The sequence below is a fragment of the Rathayibacter caricis DSM 15933 genome (assembly GCF_003044275.1).
GTDB lineage: Bacteria > Actinomycetota > Actinomycetes > Actinomycetales > Microbacteriaceae > Rathayibacter > Rathayibacter caricis.
In genome coordinates this window covers 2,361,763-2,381,811 of sequence record NZ_PZPL01000001.1, presented here as the reverse complement: position 1 = coordinate 2,381,811, position 20,049 = coordinate 2,361,763, and the positions used below count along the sequence as shown (strand labels likewise).

Genomic DNA, 20,049 nt, shown 5'->3' with positions numbered 1-20,049 from the left:
GCTCAGCCCGGGAAGCCGTGCAGCTCGAGCGTCTTCTCGGCGCTGCGGTCGATCGCGTCCGTGAGGATCCGCTCTCCCGGAGTCCCCTCGTAGTCGTAGATCTCGAAGTCGCCGCACGTCGTGACCTCGGCGGGCGTGCCGAGGACCTGGACCGACTGCTCCGTCACATGGCCCCACGGATCGACGATGACGAACGAGTAGTCCTTGTCGACGTAGGTCGCGACGTTGATCATCCAGTCGTCGACCGAGAGGTCACCCCGCACCTGGAGCACGTCGCCGCGCTCGTCCGCGTAGACCTCCCACTGCCTGGTGATCCAGAAGGATCCGACACCGGACTCCTCACGATCACCGATGGTGTCCTCGAAGCACGTCGCTCCCGAGTACGTCGCTCCCGTCACCATGCGGATCACCGGCGGGAGGGAGACGGCCCCGGCCACGACGACGAGGACGGCCACCGCCGAGGACGCGCCGACCATGAATCGCGCGAGGCTCCGCCGGTACTCGGCGTAGGGCACGACCAGCATCGAGAGGCGGAGCACGTGGATCACCACCGGGATCATCCCGAGCAGGGGGAACACGAAGATCGGCAGCAGGTAGCGCGTCGTCTGCGAGCCGGTGACGAAGAAGCCGAGCACCATCGTGACGAGCGAGAGCGTCGAGAACGCAGTGAGGAACAGCTCGGCTCCCGAGACGGTGCGGCGCAGGGACGGCCTCGTCTGCGCGAACAGCGCGTAGAGGAAGAAGCCGACCGTGACGACGACGACGGCTCCCCACAGCAGGAGCTTGAACATGCCGACCGAGGTCGAGGCCAGTTCGGCGATCGTGTTCCCGACCAGCGTGATGCTCGACGGGATCTTCTCGATGTCCATGTACTTGTCGAGGGCGATGGCGAGGTACTGCTCGACGAAGCGGCGCCCCCAGAGGCCGAGGAGCGCGGAACCGCCGTTGACCGCCGCGAGGAGCACGAAACCGCGGGTGGTCAGATGCCGGGCGAACCACATCACGACGAGCGCGAGCCCCAGCGGTGCCGTGACCTGGAGGAGGTAGAGCGGGTCGCAGAGGGTGACCGCGGCCGTGACGGCCCCCGTGACCACTGCTGCCGTCACCGTCCGGGCGCTCCCCCAGCGCGCGCGCCGGAAGGAGCGGGTCAGCCAGAGCGTCAGCGCGAGCACGGCCAGGCCGATGATGATGACGCCCTGGTAATACGTGTTGAAGAGGTAGAGCGTCGCGATCGAGGAGCCGTTGATGTTGGGCTGCGGCTCGAGCAGGCAGATCACCGCGTAGAGGCCGATCGCGCCGAGGGCGACGGAGATCTCGATGAACCGATGACGGCTCCGCTGCAGCGCGAGGCGCGCGATGATCCGCGCGAAGGCGTAGAAGAGGAGCAGGTTCACGATGCCGTTGACCACGATCGCGGCGCGCGGATCGTTCACCACCAGAGCGATCGCCGAGTAGATGACCAGCTCCGGGAAGAAGAAGAGCTGCGACGAGAACACCCAGTCGAAGGGCTCTCCCGCGACGATCGACGAGTGCAGCAGCGGAAGGACGAGGGAGTCGCCGCTGTACAGCAGGACGGCGCTCCACTCCGACGCCGCCATGCGTGCCAGCACGACCAGCGCGGCCGAGACGACGACGACGACCGGCGCGAGTTCGATCAGGAGGCGCTGCCACAGCGGCGCACGGAGCGCGGGGGGCGACGCGCGGGGCGCAGTTCGAGTCATCGGACGCAATCGTGGCACACTGGCCGGACGGTTCCGCTCCCTCGGCATCGCGAGTCGCCTTTCGACCGCTTCCTCACGCCGGTCACGGCGGCACCGCACAGGCCCCTCCTCGAGGAGGAACAGACCCCCGGAGGACCGGACGACGGTCGCGGCCGCCTCCCGCACCCCGACCGAGAGATCCCCACCGCGTGACGAGACTGTTCGAGAAGCAGCAGGTGCGCTTCCTCGCCGCCGGATCGGTGAACACGGCGATCGACTTCGTCCTCCTCAACATCATGACCCTGGCGCTCGGCGCCCCTGTCCTGATCGCGAACTCCGTCTCGGTCGTCTTCGGCATCTGCCTGTCGTACGTGATGAACCACTTCTTCGTCTTCCGCTACCCCGACCGGGTGACCGTGAAGCGCTTCCTGCAGTTCTTCGCCGTCACGGGCTTCTCGTCGCTGGTCATCCAGAACGTCATCATCTGGCTCTTCGAGATGCTGTTCGGCACGAGCTTCGGGCGCTCGCTCCTCTTCCTCGGCTCGGACGCCGACAACAACGTGCTCGCCATCAACTTCGCGAAGGCTGTCGCGGTGCTCGCCGGGCTCGTCTGGAACTTCGCCTTCTACCGGCTCGTCGTCTTCCGATCCCATCGGGGCGCGCCGTCGGCCTCCGCCGACGACATCGGCGACCAGGATCTCGGCGCCGCCGACTCCGACGCCGGTCGTCCGCTCCCGCGGGAGGGTCGTCCGACGCCCGTCGATTCGACGGACGCCCGTCCCGACCCGAGCCACTAGGCTGTTCGCCGCACCGCGGGCAGACGCCCCGCCCCGGACGAGAGAAGCGATGAGCCAGACCCTCCGACACACGACCGAGTCCGAGCACCGGCCGGGTCCGGCCCGGAGGCACCGCGGCGCACTCCTCGATCTGGGATGCGCCCTGGGGGTCGGTCTGGTCGCCCTCGTCGCCGCGATCATCGCCCTGCGCCTGTCGCCCGCGGATCTCGGGCGGCGCTGGACCTCGGGGAACACCGGCGACATGGTCGCGCACTACCTCGTCGCCGCGGGGGCGAAGGACTGGACGCTGTTCCTGCCGAACCCCTCGATGGGATTCCCCGGGACGCAGAACCAGTGGTTCACCCCGATCTTCGACTTCGAGTCGATCGGCGTGCTCTCCGCGCTGGCTCTCGTGCTGCGGGATCCGATCGTGATCCTGAACGTGTTCCAGCTGTCGGGGTTCGCCCTGGCCGGCATCGCCGGCTACTACCTCTTCCGCGCGCTCCGCGTCCGCCGCTCCGTGGCCGTGCTCTTCGCCCTGATCTTCGCCCTAATGCCCTACCACTTCGAACGGGTCGCACTCGGGCACGCGTTCGTCGGGATGTACTGGGGGGTCGCCCTGCTCGGCATCCTGATCCTGGTCGTCGCGTCTCCGACGCTCGATCCCTTCGCGCGCTGGGTCGACCGCGCGCCGAGCCGAAGCCGATGCGTCCTGCGCCGGGCTCTCCCGGTGCTCGGCCTCACGTTCGGCCTGTCCGTCTCGAGCTCGTACTACTTCGTCTTCGGCTGCATCCTCCTCGGCGGCATAGTCCTCTTCCGGGCGATCGCGATCCTGATCGCAGGATCGGGATGGCGCGAGCTGGTCTGGCCCGCGCTGACCGTCGTCTCGCTCGTCGCCTTCATCGGCGCGCAGCTCGCGCTGCTCTCCCTCGACTTCGGCGAGCGGTACGCCTCCTACTTCGCGGAGCGTCTGCCGTTCCAGTCCGAGCAGCACAGCGGCAAGATCACGAGCCTCCTGCTGCCGTGGGACGGATCGGGATTCGGCCCCCTGGCCGAGCTCTCGCGCGGGTACCAGCAGAGCACCACGGTCTCGCCGACCGCCGAGCCCACGGGAACGCCGCTGATCGCCGCCGTGGCGATGATCCTCCTCGTCCTCTTCCTCCTCGTCAGGGCGGTTGCCCCCGTCCGCACCGGGTCCACCGGTCCGACCGCGCGATTCCTCGGCGACGAGCGCGCGCGCGTCCTCGCCGGCGTGTATCTGTGGGGACTCCTCTTCTTCGTCGTCGGCGGTCTCGGCTACGTCTTCGCCGCCGTGGTCACCGGCGAGATCCGCGCCTGGGTGCGCCTGTCGGTCGTGCTGTCGACCGTCGCCCTGATGTTCGCCGCTGTCCTGCTCGACACGCTGCTCCGGCGTCGGCTCCCCCTGGTGATCGCGATCGTGGGCATCGGACTCGTCGCGGGCGTCGATCAGCTGGGAGGAGCGAGTGTCGGTGCAGACCTCTCCCCCGTCGACGACACGGCACTGCGCGCGGCCGTCTCCGCAGCCGAATCGGAGTTCGCCCCGGGGTGCGGCATCGTGCAGCTCCCGCTCCACGGCTACCCGGAAGCCGGCGCCGTGGGCGGGATGGGCGATTACGACGAGGCCCTCCCCTACCTCTTCAGCTCCGACGACTCCGCGCTGCGCTGGTCGTACGGGGCGGTCACCGGCACCCGCTCGGCCGACTTCTGGGCGGACGTGACGACCCCGGAGCAGTTCGGAGCGGCCGTCGCCGAGAGCGGAGCGTGCGGCCTCCTGGTCGATCAGGCGGCCTACGGTGACGACGCGGCCGCCTGGGCGCCCTTCGTCGACGCCGCGACCTCCGCGACTCAGCCGGTGATCGAGTCCGAGGACGACTCCCGTCGCTACCTCTTCTTCCGGGTGAGCTGACTCCGCCCCGAGGAGGGCCCCGGCTCCGGATCAGTCGACCCTGAACACCAGCCATCGGCCGGACGACGACTGCGCCATCGGGTCGAGACCGCCGGTGGCGGCGACGACCTCGTCGAACCACGCGCCCTCACTGTCCGAGTAGGCCGCAGTGTCGACGAGGAGGGCGCAGGCTCCGCTCTCCCGGACGGCGGCGGCGAAGGTCTCGGCATCGGCCGCGTCGTCGAAGACGTCGAAGCCGGGGGTCCCCTCGACCGCTCCGTAGCTCCAGCGCAAGTCCTCACCCGCAGTGAAGAGGTACGGGAGCGCCTCGTCGTAGTCCCGCATCGAGCCGATCGCACCGCTGTCGGGGAAGCTCTTGACGGGGAGCTGCACGACTCCGCAGCCGTCGGCCAGGTCGGCGTCGACCGCCGCGACGAAGGACGAGATCTCCGCGTCGTCGGCGGGAGCGAGCGGGACCATCCGCCTCACGCCCACTCCCTGATCGAGGACGACGAGGACGCAGACGAGGACGACCGCGAGCATGCGAGCACTGCGGTGGCGCAGGCGCTGCAGCACGAGGGCGACGGCTCCGAGTGCGAGCACGATGAGCACGATCGAGAGCCGCGACCAGGCGCGGACGGTCGTGCCGGCGAGGAGGGCGACCGCCATGCCGAAACCGGTCACGACGTAGAAGAGCAGCGTCCAGAGAGCGGCGACCGCGAGCACGCGGACACGGTCGTCCGAGACGAGACGGCCGATCGCGGTCACTCGCAGAGCACGTCCTCCCACGATCGCGATCATGGGCAGTGCCGCGAGGAGCAGGACGAGCCCCGCGATCCCGAGTACCGGCATCCCCGGCGGCTCGGTGGTCTTCGCTACTGCGGTCGCGTTCGCGTAGATCAGGGGCAGCGCTCCGAGCTTCGGCACACGAGTCCCCTCCCACGGCAGGAACAGCGGGAGGATCTTGCCTGCGAAGTTCTCCGACTCGCCGAGTCCTCGATCCTCGAAGTACGGGGCGTAGCGACCGCCCCAGTCCGCCGAGAGGGCGATCAGCTCGAGGCCCACCGCGACGACGAGCACTCCGAGAGGCGCCGCACGGGCGAGCACGGCCCGCCGACGCTCTCCCGAGGCGAGCGAGGCGGCGGCGCCGAGGAGCCAGACTCCGCCGAGCACGATGATGCTGAAGACGTAGTAGTAGCCGCCCGATGTGGCGATGAGGACGGGAAGGAGAACTGTCGGGACTGCCGCGCGCGCGACCCGCGACGCGCCGGTGCTCCGCCGGATCCAGCTGCGGAACGGGTCGGTGCGCTCGCCGGCCGCGCAGAGCAGGAGGATGCCCAGCAGCGGGACGGCCCAGTAGTTGGCGAGGAAGGCGTGGCCGGCGCCGATCCGCAGGAAGTGGTACGGAGCGAGTGCCAGCACGACGGCGACGAGTGCCGAGACCCAGGGCGAGGTCCTCAGGCAGCGGAAGAACGCGTACCCCGTCAGTGCGACAGCGAAGAAGCCGAGCAGGTAGTAGATGTTGAGGAGCGCGAAGCCGTCCTCGACGACGAGACCGAGCAGTGCGACGAGCACGGCGGAGGCGAGATCGAACTGCGCGGTGAAGAAGGCGTTGAGCCCCTCGGGGAAGCCGAGGGCGCCGTTGACCGAGAACGGGAACGACTGCGTGGCGCTGCGGAAAAGGGTGTAGTGCAGGATCTGGTCGTCACCCCCGACGGTCCACCGCTGACCCAGGGAGGTCGGCGTGACACCGAGGGCGAGGACACCGCCGAGGAGGCTGATCGCGCCGGCGCCCGTCGCCCACGCCGCCTCCCTCACTGCACGGGCGAGCGTCCCGGTCCTAGCCGCGCCGGTCCGTGTCGCGATGCGCGTGTCAGAGCCCATGATCCCCGTCCGCTCTCTCGATGCTGTCGGAGACGATCCTGTTCAGGATCGTCTCGCCGTCCGTCCCCGCGTAGTCGTAGATGTCGAAGGTGGGGCAGGCGACCACCGCGCTCGGCTCTCCGAGGTGGGCGAGCGCGAGGGCCGACCAGTCAGGATCGCGGTCGGCCAGGACGAAGGAGAAGGTCGTGTCGCGATACGCGGCGGTGTTGTTCATCCAGAGCTGAGCGGTGAAGTCGAAGTTCACCTGCTGCACGTCGAGCGACGCCGGCCCGTACAGCTCGAGTGGGCGCGCCGTCCAGAACGACGCGACACCGGACCGCGTCCGGTCACCCAGCCAGTCCTCGAGGCACTGCCGCTCCGGGGTCGAGCCCGCCCGTTCGGCGGCCACGGCGAGCGGAGGCACGGAGACGGCGATCCCCGCCGCGAGCGCCGCGACGGACAGCCCCGCGCAGACGAGGGCTCCGTGGCGTGAGGCGTCGCCGGAGTTCCGCCGCAGCACCCGCGCGCGGCGGAGAAGCCGTCGGGCGATCTCGCCGCAGACGGGCACGACCAGCAGCACCGGGAAGGCGGCGAGAGGGAGGAGGTACCGGCTGACGAGGCTGCCCGTGACGACGACTCCCAGCAGGAGGGACAGGCAGGACACGACCACGAACAGCGCCACAGCGGTGCTCGACGTCGAGACGCGTCCACGGCGCGGCTCCCTCGACTGCGTGGCCAGCGCCGCGACGACCGTCAGTGCGGCGAGCACGAGCAGGAGGCCGACCACGAGGAGCTCGATCTTCCCGCTGGTCGCCGACCCGACGACGCGCATCTGCAGGATGAAGGCGTCGACCGCTTGACCGGCGCGCTCCAGGTGCAGGTAGGTCGAAGCGTCGACGGCGATCAGGGTCCGGACGAGCCCGCGCGACGCGTAACCGAGGACCGCTCCGACGAGAAGGACTCCGCCGAGGAACGCGGCGGTGTTCCGGGAGATCCGCGCGAGCACGAGCAGGAGCAGGAGCGTCACGACCGCGGGTGCGGTGAACTGGAGGGCGAACAGCGGATTGGAGAAGGTCGTCGCGGCCGAGACGACGACCACCGCCCCGAGACAGGTCCACCGTCTCCGCCGATCGTCGACCAGTCCGGAGGCGAAGCCGCGCGTGACCCCGCTCATCAGCGCGAGGATCCAGACCCCCGCGATCGCGACACCCGAGTAGTAGGTCGTCAGGAGGATCCCGCCGGAGAACGCACCGACGTTGATCAGCCCGCGCCCCTCGGTCGCCGCGAGGAGCAGGAGCGTCGCGGTGGCTGCGACGGACGATCCGACGCGCAGCCCTCTCGAGCGATCGGCGAGCACTCCCGAGGCGAGCAGCCGGGCACCGCCGTAGAACACGGTCACGTTCACGACTGCGTTCACGACGAGCGACGTCTGGATCGCGCCACCCGCCAGCGCGACGCTGAGGAGGTAGAGCGGCAGCTCGGGGAACACGAGCAGCTGGCTCGTCATGACCCATTCGAAGGGCTCGCCGCGCTGCACCGACTGGAGGAGGAGAGGCAGGGCGAGTGAGTCGCCGTCGGAGAGGAGGTGGTCGGCCCACGGCGTCGGGGCCAGACGACCGAGCACGGCCAACGCGCCGGCGACGACGAGGAGGAGCCCGGACGCCTCGACGAGGAGAGGCCGCGATCGACCCCGTTCCTCCGCCCTCATCGCTTCCCGTCGCGCCCGAACCGGATGCGCAGGACGAGCAGGAGACTCTGCACCAGAGTGTTGCCGGGGATCTTCGAGGTGCCCTCGGTGCGGTCGAGGAAGACGATCGGGATCTCCCGCGTCCTCCTCGCAGCCGTCACCGCGCGGTGCTTGAGCGCGATCTGGAAGCCGTAACCCGTCGCGTCGACCGTCTGGAACGCGATCCTGCGCAGCAGTTCGGCGCTGAAAAGGTTGTAGCCGCCGGTCCAGTCCGTGAGCGTGGACCCGAGGAACAGGCGCGTGTAGATGTTCCCGCCGCGGCTGAGGATCTTGCGGTCGAGTGTCCAGTCGGGAGTGCCCCCGCCGGGGATGTACCGGGACGCCACGACGAGATCCGCGCCCTCACGCACCTCGCGGAGGAAGTCGGAGACGTATCGCGGATCGTGCGAGAGGTCCGCGTCCATCTGCAGGATGTAGTCGGGCGCGTCCTCCGCTTCGAGCACCTGGGCGAACGACCAGATGTACGCCGCTCCCAGGCCCTCCTTCTTCGCCCTCTCGAGGACGGACACCGAGAAGTTCCCGGTCACGAGCTCCTCGCCGATCGTCCTGGCCCTCTCGGCGGTCCCGTCGGGCGACGAGTCGTCGACGATCACCGACCGGATCAGGGCGTCGGGGTTGTCGGCGGCGACGGCGGCGATCCGGCGGAGCAGTTCGCCGATGTTGTCCGCTTCGTTGTAGGTGGGAGTGACGATCGTCAGGGTGAGCATGGAGAGCCAATTCGACTGCAGAGGACGGAACGCTGGACGCGCGACGGGCGGTCGCAGAGTATCAGCGTCCGTCGGAGCCTCGCGGTTGATCGCGGGCTGGTCGCCGTTCGAGCGGTTCTCAGATTCGGAGCGCTTCGTGCACCTCCGCGTTCAGACACGACGGATACCGTCGGGCCGTCGCGCTCGCACATCAGGGCGCCGGAGGAGGACACGTGGCGAGTCGAGCGGGATCGAGCGGGTGGCGGGACTCTCAGACGGTGCGATTCCTCGCAGCGGGCTCGCTGAACACCGTCCTCGACTTCGCGATCCTGAATGCGCTGACGCTGCTCGTCGGTCTGCCGGCCCTGGCGGCGAACGTCGCCTCGGTGACGGTGGGCATCTCGATCTCCTACGTGCTCAACCACTTCTTCGTCTTCCGCCAGCGCGGCCGACCCTCGGCCGCCGCGTTCGGCGTGTTCTTCCTCGTGACAGGCGTCAGCTCGCTCCTGCTGCAATCGCTCGTCATCTACGGCTTCGAGGTCTTCTTCGGCACGACGTTCGGACACTCTCTCCTCTTCCTGCCCAGCTCGGGACAGAACGCGGTCCTGGCGATCAACGCGGCCAAGGCCGCCGCCGTCCTCGTCGGCCTGATCTGGAACTTCTGCATGTACAAGTTCGTCGTCTTCCGCCGGCCCGGCGAGCCGGAGCTCCCGCTGATCGACACGGCGTCCGGCGCGGCCGTCGCTGCCGGAACAGCCCCTCTCGACGTCGTCCGCTGAGAGGAACGGGCCTCCCGGGAGGCTCCGAGGCTGCGTGCTAGCCTCGATGAGTTCTTCCGACGGAGCCTTCGCCCGTCGACACCGCACCCCCGGAGGCTCCCATCTCTCGCTCGACGTTGCCCATCGCGGTCGTCGTCGTCACCTACTTCTCGGGTGAGGTCCTCCGCGCCTGCCTCGAGTCGATCCCGGAGGCCACGGAGCACGACGTCCACGTCGTGGTCGTCGACAACGCGACGACGGACGACTCCGTGCGCCGCGTCGTCGAGATGCGCCCGGAGGTCGTCTTCCACGAGACGGGCGAGAACCTCGGCTACGGCAAGGCCGTCAACTACGCCGTGGACCGGCTGGGCCCGGAGTACGAGTGGATCCTGGTGACCAACCCGGACACGGTGTTCCTGCCCGGATCCATCGACGCCCTGTACGCCGCCGCCTCCGCCGACTCCCGGATCGGATCGATCGGCCCGCGCATCCTCGACTCGGACGGCACCGTCTACCCGTCGGCGCGGGCGCTGCCCTCCCTCGGGACCGGAGTGGGCCACGCCCTCTTCGCGCACCTCTGGCCGGGCAACCCGTGGTCGGCCCGCTACCGCCGCTCGCGCGCCGTCGGCACGCTCGAGCACGGCAGCATGACGGCCGGATGGCTCTCGGGCGCCTGCGTGATGGTCCGGCGCACCGCCTTCGAACAGATCGGCGGCTTCGACGAGCGGTACTTCATGTACTTCGAGGACGTGCAGCTGGGCGACTCGCTCGGTCGACGCGGCTGGACGAACGTGTACCTGGCCGACGCCCTGGTCTCGCACCTGGGCGGGCACTCGACCCGGCTCGCATCGGCGCGGATGCTCGCCGTGCACCACCGGAGCGCCTACCTGTACCTCGCGCAGAGGTACGGCGCCTGGTACCAGGCGCCGATCCGGCTGGCCGTCCGGCTCGGGCTCGGCGCGCGCGTCGGACTGATGCGCCTCCGGCTGGGCCGCTGAGCCGGGCGGTCCCAGCCGCTACTCGTCGAGTCCGGCGTAGTACGCGCGCGCCTCGTCCCAGGTCGGGAGGAGCCCCAGCGCCTCGGCTTCGGCCAGCGTCGGCGCATCGGTGTCCTTGGGCGACAGCAGCAGCTCGCCCGCCTCCTCCGGGAACCGCAGGCCGATCTGCTCGTCGAGCGGGTCGATGCCCTTCTCGCGCTCGGGATCGAAGGTCGCGTTCACCAGGTACGACACCACGGCGCCCTCGGTCAGCGCGACGAAGGCGTGCCCGATGCCCTCGGAGATGTAGACGGAGCGGCGGTCGACGTCGTCGAGCAGGATCGTCTCCCACTGCCCGAAGGTGGGCGATCCGACTCGGATGTCGACGACGTAGTCGAGCACGGCGCCGGAGAAGCACGACACGTACTTCGCCTGCGACGGCGGGATCTGCGCGAAGTGGATCCCGCGCACGGTGCCGCGGCGTGAGACCGAGGTGTTGCCCTGCCGGAGCGCCAGCGGATGTCCCACCTTCTCGGCGAGCCGATCGAAGCGGTAGAACTCGAAGAACACCCCCCGATCGTCGGGGAACTGCCGCGGGGTGACCTCGTAGACGTCGGGGATGTCGAGTTCTCGGATCTGCACGGGACGAGTGTAACGAGCGCGTGGGCGGCCCTGACGCCGTGTGCCGGGTGGTGCGTCCCGTGCCTGCGGAGCGCGCCCCTCCGGCATGATGAGGGGGTGACCTTCCTCCTCACGGGCGCCGCAGGAATGCTCGGCACCGACCTCCGCACCGCCCTCGGCGACCGTCCGCTCACGGCCCTCGGCCGACGCGATCTGGACGTCACCGACCTCGACGCCGTCCGCGCTGCGGTGGCCGGGCACGACGCGGTGCTCAACTGCGCCGCCTACACGCGCGTCGACGACGCGGAGAGCGATGAGGACGAGGCGCGACGAGTCAACGCGCTCGGCGCGCAGAACCTCGCGCGAGCGGCGGCCGAGATCGGCGCGGCGATCGTGCAGGTCTCGACCGACTACGTGTTCGACGGCTCCGCGACCTCCCCCTACGGCGAGGACCACCCGCGCCGGCCGATCTCCGCGTACGGGCGCACCAAGGCCGAGGGCGAGGAGCTCGTCCTGGCCGCGAATCCGGAGCGGGGCTACGTCGTCCGCACCGCGTGGCTCTACGGCGAGCACGGCGGCAACTTCGCGAAGACGATGGTCCGCCTCGCGGGCACTCACGAGACCCTGAGCGTCGTCGACGACCAGCGCGGGCAGCCGACCTGGACGGGCGACCTCGCCGCCCGCCTGGTCGAGCTCGTCGACTCGGGAGCGCCGGCGGGCGTCTACCACGGCACCAACGCCGGAGAGACGACCTGGTACGGCTTCGCCCGCGCGGTCTTCGAGAAGGCGGGGCTCGATCCCGAGCGGATCCGCCCGACCGACAGCGGCTCGTTCGTCCGCCCCGCGCCGCGCCCCGCCTACTCCGTCCTCGGCCACGACGGCTGGGGCCGGGCGGGCCTGCCTCCGCTGCGCTCCTGGGACGAGGCACTCGCGGCCGCACCGATCGAGACGGTCCGACCGTGAGCACCGTGCTGCGCGTCGTCGTCGACCAGATGCTCGCCCGCGTGCCGGGCGGCATCGGCCGCTACACGGAGGAGCTGACGCGCGAGCTCATCGCGACCGCGCCCCGCGACTGCGAGGTCGAGGCCGTCGTCTCCGCCTACCCGCCCGAGAAGGAGGAGGAGCTGCGGCAGCGGCTGCCCGGGCTCGCGCGGATCCACCGGCTCCACCTGGGCCGCCGCGAGCTGTCGCGCGCCTGGCAGTACGGCATCGGCATCCCCGCCGGCGGAGGCATGATCCACGCTCCGAGCCTCTTCGCGCCGCTGCGCAGCCACGAGGGCCGGGACGGCGAGCAGATCGCCGTGACCATCCACGACACCGTCCCGTGGACTCATCCCGAGACCCTCACCCCGCACGGGGCGAAGTGGCACCGCGCCATGGCGAAGCGGGCGCGCAAGCACGCCGATGCCGTCGTCGTCCCCACCCACGCGGTCGCCCAGCAGCTCTCCGAGGTCCTCGACTTCGGCGACAGGCTGCGGGTGATCGGCGGAGCGGTGGGCTCGGGTCTCGTGCTCCCGGACGACGCCGAGGCGCGCGCCGTCGCGCTCGGGCTGCCGGCCGAGTACGTGCTGAGCGTCGGGACCCTCGAGCCGCGCAAGGGGCTCGTCTCGCTGATCGCCGCGTTCGGAGGCGCCTCCGCCCCCGCGATCCCGCTGCTGATCGTCGGACCGACCGGCTGGGGCGAGCTCGACATCGCCGCCGTCGCCGACGAGCAGGGACTGGACGAGCACCGCGTGCGCGCCCTCGGCGTGCTGAGCGACGCCGACCTCGCCGTGGTCCTGGACCGCGCCACCCTCTTCGTGTACCCCAGCATCGCGGAGGGCTTCGGCCTGCCGGTGCTCGAGGCGATGCACTTCGGTGTGCCGGTCGTCCACTCGGACGACGCGGCCCTGCTCGAGGTCGCGGCCGACGCCGGAGTGGCCGTCGAGCGCGGCGACGCGGAGGACTACCCGGAACGGCTGGCTCTGGCAATGAGCAGCGTACTCTCGGATCCTGCGCTCCGCGAGCGGCTGTCGGTGGCCGGGCGCGACCGCGCCCGGGCGTTCAGCTGGCGGGACTCGGCCGAGCGGGTCTGGGCGCTGCACGCCGAGATCTGAGCGGCGGCCGCGAGGCCCCGTCGAGATCGTGCTCGACCGGCTCTAGTTCCCGGAGTCGTCCGGGAACAGCGCCTCGTGCACCATCGACCGGACGACGTCGTAGTCCGGGTCCTCGGGGTCGACGGTCGGCGGAGTGAGTTCGACGCTCTCGATCGGCTGCGACCTCGTCTTCAGGCCGAGCTGCACGAAGTAGCCGAGCATCCCCTGGGGCACGTCCGTCTTGATCACCTGCGAGCCCGCCTCGGCCACGTCCTGGAACTTCGAGAGCACGTTCGCCGGCTCGAACTGGCGCACCAGCGCCTCCTGCACCTGGCGCTGCCGCTCCATCCGGGCGTAGTCGTCCGAGGTGATGCGGGAGCGCGCGTAGGCGAGGGCCTGCTCGCCGTTGAAGTGCCAGTCGCCCGGCTCGATCCACTGGTTCACGCCGTAGGGCACGCCGTCCGAGTCGAGGAGCCCGCCCAGGGGCAGCGGTTCGTCACCGTCGTAGGTGATGTCGACTCCTCCGAGCGCGTCGATCAGCTGGGCGAAGCCCTCCATGTCGATCAGCGCGTAGTACTGGATCGGCAGGTCCAGGATCGACTCGACGGCGTCCCGCATCGCCTCGATGCCCGGCTCGCTGCCCTCGGCGACCGCGTCGGGGTAGAGCTCCGGGTTCTTCAGCTCCACCTCGGTGTAGATCGAGTTCAGCTTGCACACGCTGACGTTGCAGTCGCCCCAGTTGTAGCCGTCCGGGTAGAGCTCGTGCATCGGACTGTCCTCGGCGAAGGGGACGTCGCGGAACTCGCGCGTCACACCGATGATGGTCGCCGCACCGCTGGACGCGTCGATGCTGACGACCGAGATGCTGTCGGGACGCAGCCCCTCGCGGTCCTCGCCCGCGTCGCCGCCCAGCAGCATGATGTTGTACCGGCCGTCGACCGGAGCCTCCATCGCTCCGCCACCGAAGATCGAGGAGAGCGTGCCGCGGGTGACGCCCAGGAGGTAGGTGCCCGCTCCCGCCGTGCCGACGGACACCGCCATCAGTGCGATCGTCGCGAACGCCAGCACTCCGCGCATCCTCGGCCGCACCCGCACGACCCGGATGAGCCGCAGGGTGTCGAGGGTGAGCACGAGCCAGACCACCGCGTAGATCACGAGTGCGGCCTGGAGGGCCAGCATCGACAGGTCGAAGGTCGCGAGCGTGTAGAGACCGGTCGGGAAGACGAAGTAGAGCACGACCGCGAGCAGCAGCGCTGTCCAGAGCGCGAGGGTGAACGCCAGGCCGAGGCGGCCCAGCCGGCGGTTGCCCGCCAGGACCTGGGCCGATCCGGGGACCAGGAAGTTGCCGACGAGCAGCCACCAGGCGCGCCGCGTCATGAAGGTGCTGGAGCGGACGTCGGGATGCCGCAGCGGCAGGGACACCGCCGTCACAGGCTCGCCACCAGGGCGTCGTTCTTCGCGGCGACCTGGGTCTCGAGGTCGGCGGCGAACGCGACGAGGCGCTCCGAGAGCGCGTCGTCGGCCGTGGCGAGGATCTTGACGGCGAGAAGGCCGGCGTTCCGGGCTCCGCCGATGGACACGGTCGCGACGGGCACGCCCGCGGGCATCTGCACGATCGAGAGGAGGGAGTCGAGGCCGTCCAGGCGCGCGAGCGGCACGGGCACGCCGATGACGGGCAGCGGAGTCACGGCCGCGAGCATGCCGGGGAGGTGGGCGGCGCCGCCCGCGCCGGCGATGATCGCCTTGAGGCCTCGGGAGCGGGCGTCGCGGCCGTACGCGATCATCGCCTCCGGGGTCCGGTGGGCCGAGACGACTCGGACCTCGTGGGCCACGCCGAACTCCGTCAGCGTCGTCGACGCGGCCTGCATGACCGACCAGTCCGAGTCGGAGCCCATGACGACGCCGACGACGGGCGCGGATCCGTTCACGAGCGCATCCGCGCTCACGTGGGGTCTCCGGCGGGGGCGGGGGTCGTCGATCGGCTCGTCACGGCCACCATGGTACGTGTCAGTCGGTGAGAAGCGCCGCCGCGGCTCGCGCCTCGTAGACGACGCTCTCGAGCTCGTCGCCGGTCGCGTTCACGTGGCCGACCTTGCGGCCGGGTCGCGGCTGCTTGGAGTAGTTGTGCACCTTGACGCCCGGGTGCTCCGCCAGCACGCGGGGGTAGCGATCGGTCAGCGACTCGCCCTGCGGTCCGCCGAGCACGTTCACCATGACGGTCCACGGGTCGCGGCAGCCGGTCGCTCCGAGCGGCAGGTCGAGGACCGCGCGCAGGTGCTGCTCGAACTGCGAGGTGGTGGAGCCGTCCATGGTCCAGTGACCGCTGTTGTGCGGCCGCATGGCCAGCTCGTTGACCAGGATGCGGTCGTCGGTCGTCTCGAAGAGCTCGACGGCGAGGACGCCGGTGACGCCCAGGCGCTCGGCGATCGACTCGGCGATCTCCGCCGCCATCGCGGCGACGCGTCCGGCGGAGGCGGGAGCAGGGGCGAAGACCTCCGCGCAGACGCCGTCGCGCTGCACGGACTCGACGACCGGCCAGAGCACCGTCTCGCCGGAGGGGCGGCGGGCGACGAGCTGCGCGAGCTCGCGCCGGAAGTCGACGAGCTCCTCGACGAGCAGGGAGCCGCCGCGACCGTCCTCGGCGAGCGCCTCGAACCAGTCGTCGGCCTCCGCGGCGCCGCGGACGACCCGCACGCCCTTGCCGTCGTAGCCGCCGCGGGCCGTCTTGACGACGGCACGGCCGCCGTGGTCGTCGAGGAACGCGGCGAGCTCGTCGGCCGAGGACACCTCCGCCCAGTCCGGGACCGGCAGGCCGAGATCGGAGAGCCTGCGCCGCATGAGCAGCTTGTCCTGCGCGTAGAGGAGGGCGTCCGGGCCCGGATGCACGGGGATCCCGCGGGCGACGAGCTCGCGCAGGATCGGCTGCGGGACGTGCTCGTGGTCGAAGGTCACGACGTCGACGGTCTCGGCGAACGCGAGCACCACCGCCTCGTCGCGGTAGTCGCCGACCTGCGTCGCCGCGAGCGCCGCGGGAGCGCCCTCGGTCTCGGCGAGGACGGCGATGTCGATCCCCAGCTCGACGGCCGCGGGGATCATCATCCTGGCGAGCTGGCCGCCACCGATCACGCCGACGCGCATGGCGCTCCTCCGTCTCCGCCCGCTGGCGCGGGGCGGCTCCATGGTACCGACGCCCTCACTCGGGCCGCACCGGGTCCTCCCACGCCGGCAGCGGCCGGGGCGACGCGGCGATGGCGTCCCGGAGCACGATCGCGGCGAGCCCGGGATCGGGCAGGTCGCGCAGCACGAACACCTCCGCGCCGTCCTGCTCGATCACGACGTCGGCGCACCGGGCGAACCGCTGGGTCACCGACCGCGCGACCCGGACGCTCATCCGCGGATCGAACACGACCTCGGCGCGCCGGACGCCCACGAGACCGCGCCGCGCGTGCAGGGCGCGCGTGGTGATCCGGTAGCGGATCCCCGCCGAGCGCAGCGCCGAGGGGGCGCAGAGCAGGAGCACCAGGACGGCCGTGCCGAGCGCGATGATCCACCGCTGGAGCCCCAGGTCGAACTGAGCGGCGAAGTAGAAGCCCGACCAGGTGAGGAGGAGGAAGCCGATGACCGGGGCCACCGCCTTCCTCGCCCGAGGGGTCAGCCGCGCGAGCTCGAGCTCGGGGGCGTCCGTCGTCATCGCCCCCTCCTCACTGCCGCAGGTGGGTGACGTCGCCCGCCGAGAACGCGCGCGGTCCGTCCGCGAGCTGAACGACGAGCCGACCGTCGGCGTCCAGCGCGAGGGCGGTCCCCTCGTGCACCGAGCCGTCGGGGAGCTCCACGCGCACGCGGAGGCCGAGGGTGCCGCAGCGCTCGCGCACGGCGGCGGCGGTGCCGGCCGCCTCGGCGTCGCGCAGCGAGAGCAGGGGTGCGAGCAGGGCCGAGAGCTCGGTGAGGTACGCCGCGAGGACGGCGTCGGCGTCGGCGGTCCGGGCGCCGGCGAGAGCGAGCGAGGTCGCGGTCGGCACGGGGAGCTCGTCCTCCGTGAGGAGCAGGTTCACGCCCGTTCCCAGGATCACGCGGCCGTCGGGGAGCCGCTCGGCGAGGATGCCGGCGGTCTTGCGGCCGTCGAGGAGCACGTCGTTGGGCCACTTCACGGCGACCGGGACTGCGACCAGCGGGGCGAGCGCCCGGGCGAGCGCCGCACCCGCGACCAGCGGCAGCCATCCGGAGGCGCCTGCCTGAAGTCCGGAGGCGTCGACCAGGACCGAGACGGCGAGGGTCCGACCAGCCGGCGCCTGCCAGACCCGGCCCAGGCGGCCGCGGCCGGCCCGCTGGTCGTCGGTCGCCACCACCGCGAGGTGCGGCCACTGGTCCGGCGCGCGGGTGGCGTGCTCGCGGAGCACGTCGTTCGTCGAGCCGGCGTGCTCCTCCCACAGCACCTTCGGGGACACGGAGCGGGAGAGCGGGAGCTGCATGCCGCCACGGTACTCGCGCCCTCTCCGAGGAGCCCGGAGGCGGGAGTCGTTGTGCGGATCCTCCCGCGCGGCAGCCCGCTCCCTGTGCCCTCACGACAAGGGGGGCGCCCCTACCCCCGCCGGTAAGGTGAGCGGGTGACCGCGAACATCGAACGTCCTGCGCCCGACATGTACACGACCGCGGGGAAGATCGCCGACCTCAAGGCCCGGTACCACGAGGCGGTCACCGCGAGCGGTGAGGCCGCGATCGAGAAGCAGCACGCCAAGGGCAAGATGACCGCCCGCGAGCGCATCGACACCCTCCTGGACCCGGGCTCCTTCGTGGAGCTGGACGAGTTCGTGCGCCACCGCACCCACGCGTTCGGCATGGAGAAGAAGCGCCCCTACGGCGACGCGGTCGTCACCGGCACCGGCACCATCCACGGTCGCCAGGTGGCCGTCTACTCGCAGGACTTCACGATCTTCGGCGGCTCGCTCGGCGAGGTCGCGGGCGAGAAGATCATCAAGGTCATGGACCTCGCGCTGAAGACCGGCGTCCCGATCATCGGCATCCTCGACTCCGGCGGAGCCCGCATCCAGGAGGGCGTGGTGGCCCTGGGCAAGTACGGCGAGATCTTCCGCCGGAACACCGCGTCCAGCGGTGTCATCCCGCAGATCTCGATCATCTGCGGGCCCGCGGCCGGAGGAGCGGTGTACTCCCCCGCTCTGACCGACTTCGTGATCATGGTCGACAAGACCAGCCAGATGTTCGTGACCGGCCCCGACGTGATCAAGACCGTCACCGGCGAGGACGTCGGCATGGAGGAGCTGGGCGGCGCGCTCACCCACAACAAGATCTCGGGCGTCTCGCACTACCTCGCGAGCGACGAGAACGACGCCCTCGACTACGCGCGGACGCTCCTCTCCTTCCTCCCCGACAACAACCTCTCGCAGGCCCCCGTCTTCGACACCGAGGTCGACCTCGAGACCACCGACTCCGACCGCTTCCTCGACACGGTCATCCCGGACAGCCCGAACCAGCCGTACGACATGCGCGTCGTGATCGAGCACATCGTCGACGAGGGCGACTTCCTCGAGGTGCAGCCGCTGTTCGCCCCCAACATCGTGATCGGCTTCGGCCGCGTCGAGGGCCGCTCGGTCGGCATCATCGCCAACCAGCCGAGCGCCATGGCCGGCACGCTCAACATCGAGGCGGGCGAGAAGGCCTCGCGGTTCGTGCGCTTCTGCGACGCGTTCTCGCTCCCGATCCTCACGCTCGTCGACGTGCCCGGCTACCTCCCCGGCACCGACCAGGAGTGGACCGGCGTGATCCGCCGCGGCGCCAAGCTGCTCTACGCCTACGCCGAGGCCACCGTGCCCCTGGTCACCGTGATCCTCCGCAAGGCCTACGGCGGCGCGTACATCGTCATGGGCTCCAAGCAGCTCGGCGCCGACATCAACCTGGCCTGGCCGACCGCCGAGATCGCGGTCATGGGCGGCCAGGGCGCGGTCAACATCCTCTACCGCAACGAGATCAGGAGGGCGGAGGAGGCGGGCGAGGACGTCGCCGCCGTCCGCACCCGTCTCGCGAACGAGTACACCTACAACGTGGCGAGCCCGTTCCTGGCCGCCGAGCGCGGCGAGCTGGACGGCGTCATCGAGCCGTCGGCCACCCGCGTCTCCGTGATCAAGGCGCTGCGGGCGCTGCGCACCAAGCGCGCGAACCTGCCCGCCAAGAAGCACGGCAACATCCCGCTCTGATCCGGCGGCCGCCCCTCCTGTTAGCGTGGGCGGCGACGACGGCATCCGCTGCGGAATGACGGAGGGAGCGGGCATGGCGACCGACTCCCTCTCGACCCTGTCCTCGTCGTACGCCGACGAGTTCCCCGTGCGCGGCGCGGCCATCTCGACGATCGGCTCGTCGTTCGGCGGCGAGACCGTCTCGGCGAGCGACGACGTCGCTGCGCGCCTCGACGAGATCCAGCTCGACCTCGGCGAGGGGCCCTGCTGGGACGCCGCGCGGCGCCGCACTCCGGTGCTCGTCGACGACGTGCGCGACGCGGCCGAGCGCTGGCCCCTGTTCGCGGCCGAGGTCGGCCGGCTGCCCCTGGACGCGGTCTACGCGTTCCCTCTGCGCATCGCGGGGCTCGACGTGGGCGTGGTCGACCTCTACAGCACCGCCTCGGGTCCGCTGCCCGCCGCGGTGATCGAGCGGATCCGCGCGCGCACGCCCGGCACGGCACTGCGCGTCGTCGCCCATGTCCTCTCGGACAGCGGGACCGCCGCGAGCAGCAACGTGCACTCGCGCCGCATCATCCACCAGGCGACGGGGATGATCCTCGCTCGGCACGGCATCTCGGCGGAGGAGTCCCTCCTGCTGCTCAGGGCCCATGCGTTCGCGCAGGGCCGCCCGGTCGCGGAGGTCGCCGAGGAGATCGTCGACCGCCGCACCGGGTTCCCCCCTCCTCCCCTCGAAATCTAGGATCGACTGC

General features: G+C 70.9%; 18 protein-coding genes. 8 read left to right on the top strand and 10 right to left on the bottom strand.

From position 1 onward, the window contains the following. Positions 1-2 precede the first annotated feature (2 nt). Positions 3-1,721 (bottom strand): hypothetical protein, encoded by a 1,719-nt coding sequence (locus C1I63_RS11090; RefSeq protein WP_107574819.1) that lies wholly within the window; start codon positions 1,719-1,721, stop codon positions 3-5. Positions 1,722-1,909: 188 nt separating this feature from the next. Between C1I63_RS11090 and C1I63_RS11085 the strand changes: the two genes are divergently transcribed. Then, a complete protein-coding gene (locus C1I63_RS11085; RefSeq protein WP_107574818.1) occupies positions 1,910-2,497 on the top strand; it encodes a GtrA family protein in 588 nt (195 codons plus the stop codon). A 49-nt stretch (positions 2,498-2,546) separates the two neighbouring features. After that, positions 2,547-4,403, top strand: a complete 1,857-nt coding sequence (locus C1I63_RS11080) for a hypothetical protein (protein ID WP_107574817.1) — start codon at positions 2,547-2,549, stop codon at positions 4,401-4,403. A gap of 30 nt (positions 4,404-4,433) precedes the next feature. Here the strand turns inward: C1I63_RS11080 and C1I63_RS11075 are convergent, their stop codons facing one another. From C1I63_RS11075 to C1I63_RS11065, 3 genes are read right to left on the bottom strand one after another with little or no spacing between them, the layout of a single operon-like run. After that, entirely contained in the window at positions 4,434-6,266 is a 1,833-nt protein-coding gene (locus C1I63_RS11075) for a hypothetical protein (protein WP_146168448.1), read from the bottom strand. Continuing rightward, positions 6,256-7,953 (bottom strand): hypothetical protein, encoded by a 1,698-nt coding sequence (locus C1I63_RS11070; RefSeq protein ID WP_107574815.1) that lies wholly within the window; start codon positions 7,951-7,953, stop codon positions 6,256-6,258. Before C1I63_RS11070 ends, C1I63_RS11075 begins: the two co-directional genes overlap by 11 nt. Beyond that, the gene (locus tag C1I63_RS11065) at positions 7,950-8,699 is read right to left on the bottom strand and encodes a polyprenol monophosphomannose synthase (protein ID WP_107574814.1); all 750 of its coding nucleotides are present in this window, start codon (positions 8,697-8,699) and stop codon (positions 7,950-7,952) included. Before C1I63_RS11065 ends, C1I63_RS11070 begins: the two co-directional genes overlap by 4 nt. 257 nt (positions 8,700-8,956) lie before the next feature. Between C1I63_RS11065 and C1I63_RS11060 the strand changes: the two genes are divergently transcribed. Both C1I63_RS11060 and C1I63_RS11055 read left to right on the top strand, forming a co-directional pair. After that, complete coding sequence (locus C1I63_RS11060; protein WP_244907036.1) at positions 8,957-9,457, top strand: GtrA family protein; 501 nt, start codon at positions 8,957-8,959, stop codon at positions 9,455-9,457. A gap of 116 nt (positions 9,458-9,573) precedes the next feature. After that, positions 9,574-10,434, top strand: a complete 861-nt coding sequence (locus tag C1I63_RS11055; protein WP_243590966.1) for a glycosyltransferase family 2 protein — start codon at positions 9,574-9,576, stop codon at positions 10,432-10,434. Between the two features lie 18 nt (positions 10,435-10,452). On the opposite strand, the gene C1I63_RS11050 is transcribed toward C1I63_RS11055, so the two are convergent. Beyond that, entirely contained in the window at positions 10,453-11,055 is a 603-nt protein-coding gene (locus tag C1I63_RS11050) for a dTDP-4-dehydrorhamnose 3,5-epimerase family protein (protein WP_107574811.1), read from the bottom strand. 96 nt (positions 11,056-11,151) lie between these two features. Here C1I63_RS11050 and rfbD point away from each other — a divergent pair, with 96 nt between their 5' ends. After that, the gene (gene rfbD, locus C1I63_RS11045) at positions 11,152-11,997 is read left to right on the top strand and encodes a dTDP-4-dehydrorhamnose reductase (RefSeq protein ID WP_107574810.1); all 846 of its coding nucleotides are present in this window, start codon (positions 11,152-11,154) and stop codon (positions 11,995-11,997) included. Then, positions 11,994-13,130, top strand: a complete 1,137-nt coding sequence (locus C1I63_RS11040; RefSeq protein ID WP_230671546.1) for a glycosyltransferase family 4 protein — start codon at positions 11,994-11,996, stop codon at positions 13,128-13,130. The genes rfbD and C1I63_RS11040 overlap by 4 nt, the downstream gene beginning before the upstream one ends. Before the next feature lie 42 nt (positions 13,131-13,172). On the opposite strand, the gene C1I63_RS11035 is transcribed toward C1I63_RS11040, so the two are convergent. The 5 genes from C1I63_RS11035 to C1I63_RS11015 all read right to left on the bottom strand — a co-directional run bounded on the left by C1I63_RS11035 (position 13,173) and on the right by C1I63_RS11015 (position 17,578). Continuing rightward, on the bottom strand, positions 13,173-14,531 hold the full coding sequence (locus tag C1I63_RS11035) for an LCP family protein (RefSeq protein ID WP_244907034.1): 1,359 nt from the start codon (positions 14,529-14,531) through the stop codon (positions 13,173-13,175). 5 nt (positions 14,532-14,536) lie between these two features. Further along, positions 14,537-15,004: a 5-(carboxyamino)imidazole ribonucleotide mutase gene (purE, locus tag C1I63_RS11030; protein WP_055789047.1), complete on the bottom strand. Its 468-nt coding sequence runs from the start codon at positions 15,002-15,004 to the stop codon at positions 14,537-14,539. Positions 15,005-15,116: 112 nt separating this feature from the next. Then, positions 15,117-16,247, bottom strand: coding sequence for a 5-(carboxyamino)imidazole ribonucleotide synthase (locus C1I63_RS11025; protein ID WP_107574809.1), 1,131 nt, complete (start codon positions 16,245-16,247; stop codon positions 15,117-15,119). Between the two features lie 55 nt (positions 16,248-16,302). After that, positions 16,303-16,800: a PH domain-containing protein gene (locus tag C1I63_RS11020; protein ID WP_055788099.1), complete on the bottom strand. Its 498-nt coding sequence runs from the start codon at positions 16,798-16,800 to the stop codon at positions 16,303-16,305. 10 nt (positions 16,801-16,810) lie between these two features. Beyond that, a complete protein-coding gene (locus C1I63_RS11015) occupies positions 16,811-17,578 on the bottom strand; it encodes a biotin--[acetyl-CoA-carboxylase] ligase (protein ID WP_107574808.1) in 768 nt (255 codons plus the stop codon). A 168-nt stretch (positions 17,579-17,746) separates the two neighbouring features. On the opposite strand from C1I63_RS11015, the gene C1I63_RS11010 reads away from it, so the two are divergent. Both C1I63_RS11010 and C1I63_RS11005 read left to right on the top strand, forming a co-directional pair. After that, positions 17,747-19,318: an acyl-CoA carboxylase subunit beta gene (locus tag C1I63_RS11010; RefSeq protein ID WP_107574807.1), complete on the top strand. Its 1,572-nt coding sequence runs from the start codon at positions 17,747-17,749 to the stop codon at positions 19,316-19,318. A gap of 73 nt (positions 19,319-19,391) precedes the next feature. After that, a complete protein-coding gene (locus tag C1I63_RS11005) occupies positions 19,392-20,039 on the top strand; it encodes a GAF and ANTAR domain-containing protein (RefSeq protein ID WP_170116371.1) in 648 nt (215 codons plus the stop codon). The last annotated feature ends 10 nt before the right edge of the window (positions 20,040-20,049 follow it).

Coding starts and splice junctions, on each gene's coding strand:
- C1I63_RS11090 (WP_107574819.1), bottom strand. CDS start 1,721: ATGACTCGAACTGCGCCCCGCGCGTCGCCCCCCGCGCTCCGTGCGCCG.
- C1I63_RS11080 (WP_107574817.1), top strand. CDS start 2,547: ATGAGCCAGACCCTCCGACACACGACCGAGTCCGAGCACCGGCCGGGT.
- C1I63_RS11075 (WP_146168448.1), bottom strand. CDS start 6,266: ATGGGCTCTGACACGCGCATCGCGACACGGACCGGCGCGGCTAGGACC.
- C1I63_RS11070 (WP_107574815.1), bottom strand. CDS start 7,953: ATGAGGGCGGAGGAACGGGGTCGATCGCGGCCTCTCCTCGTCGAGGCG.
- C1I63_RS11065 (WP_107574814.1), bottom strand. CDS start 8,699: ATGCTCACCCTGACGATCGTCACTCCCACCTACAACGAAGCGGACAAC.
- purE (WP_055789047.1), bottom strand. CDS start 15,004: ATGGGCTCCGACTCGGACTGGTCGGTCATGCAGGCCGCGTCGACGACG.
- C1I63_RS11025 (WP_107574809.1), bottom strand. CDS start 16,247: ATGCGCGTCGGCGTGATCGGTGGCGGCCAGCTCGCCAGGATGATGATC.
- C1I63_RS11020 (WP_055788099.1), bottom strand. CDS start 16,800: ATGACGACGGACGCCCCCGAGCTCGAGCTCGCGCGGCTGACCCCTCGG.
- C1I63_RS11015 (WP_107574808.1), bottom strand. CDS start 17,578: ATGCAGCTCCCGCTCTCCCGCTCCGTGTCCCCGAAGGTGCTGTGGGAG.
- C1I63_RS11010 (WP_107574807.1), top strand. CDS start 17,747: ATGTACACGACCGCGGGGAAGATCGCCGACCTCAAGGCCCGGTACCAC.
- C1I63_RS11005 (WP_170116371.1), top strand. CDS start 19,392: ATGGCGACCGACTCCCTCTCGACCCTGTCCTCGTCGTACGCCGACGAG.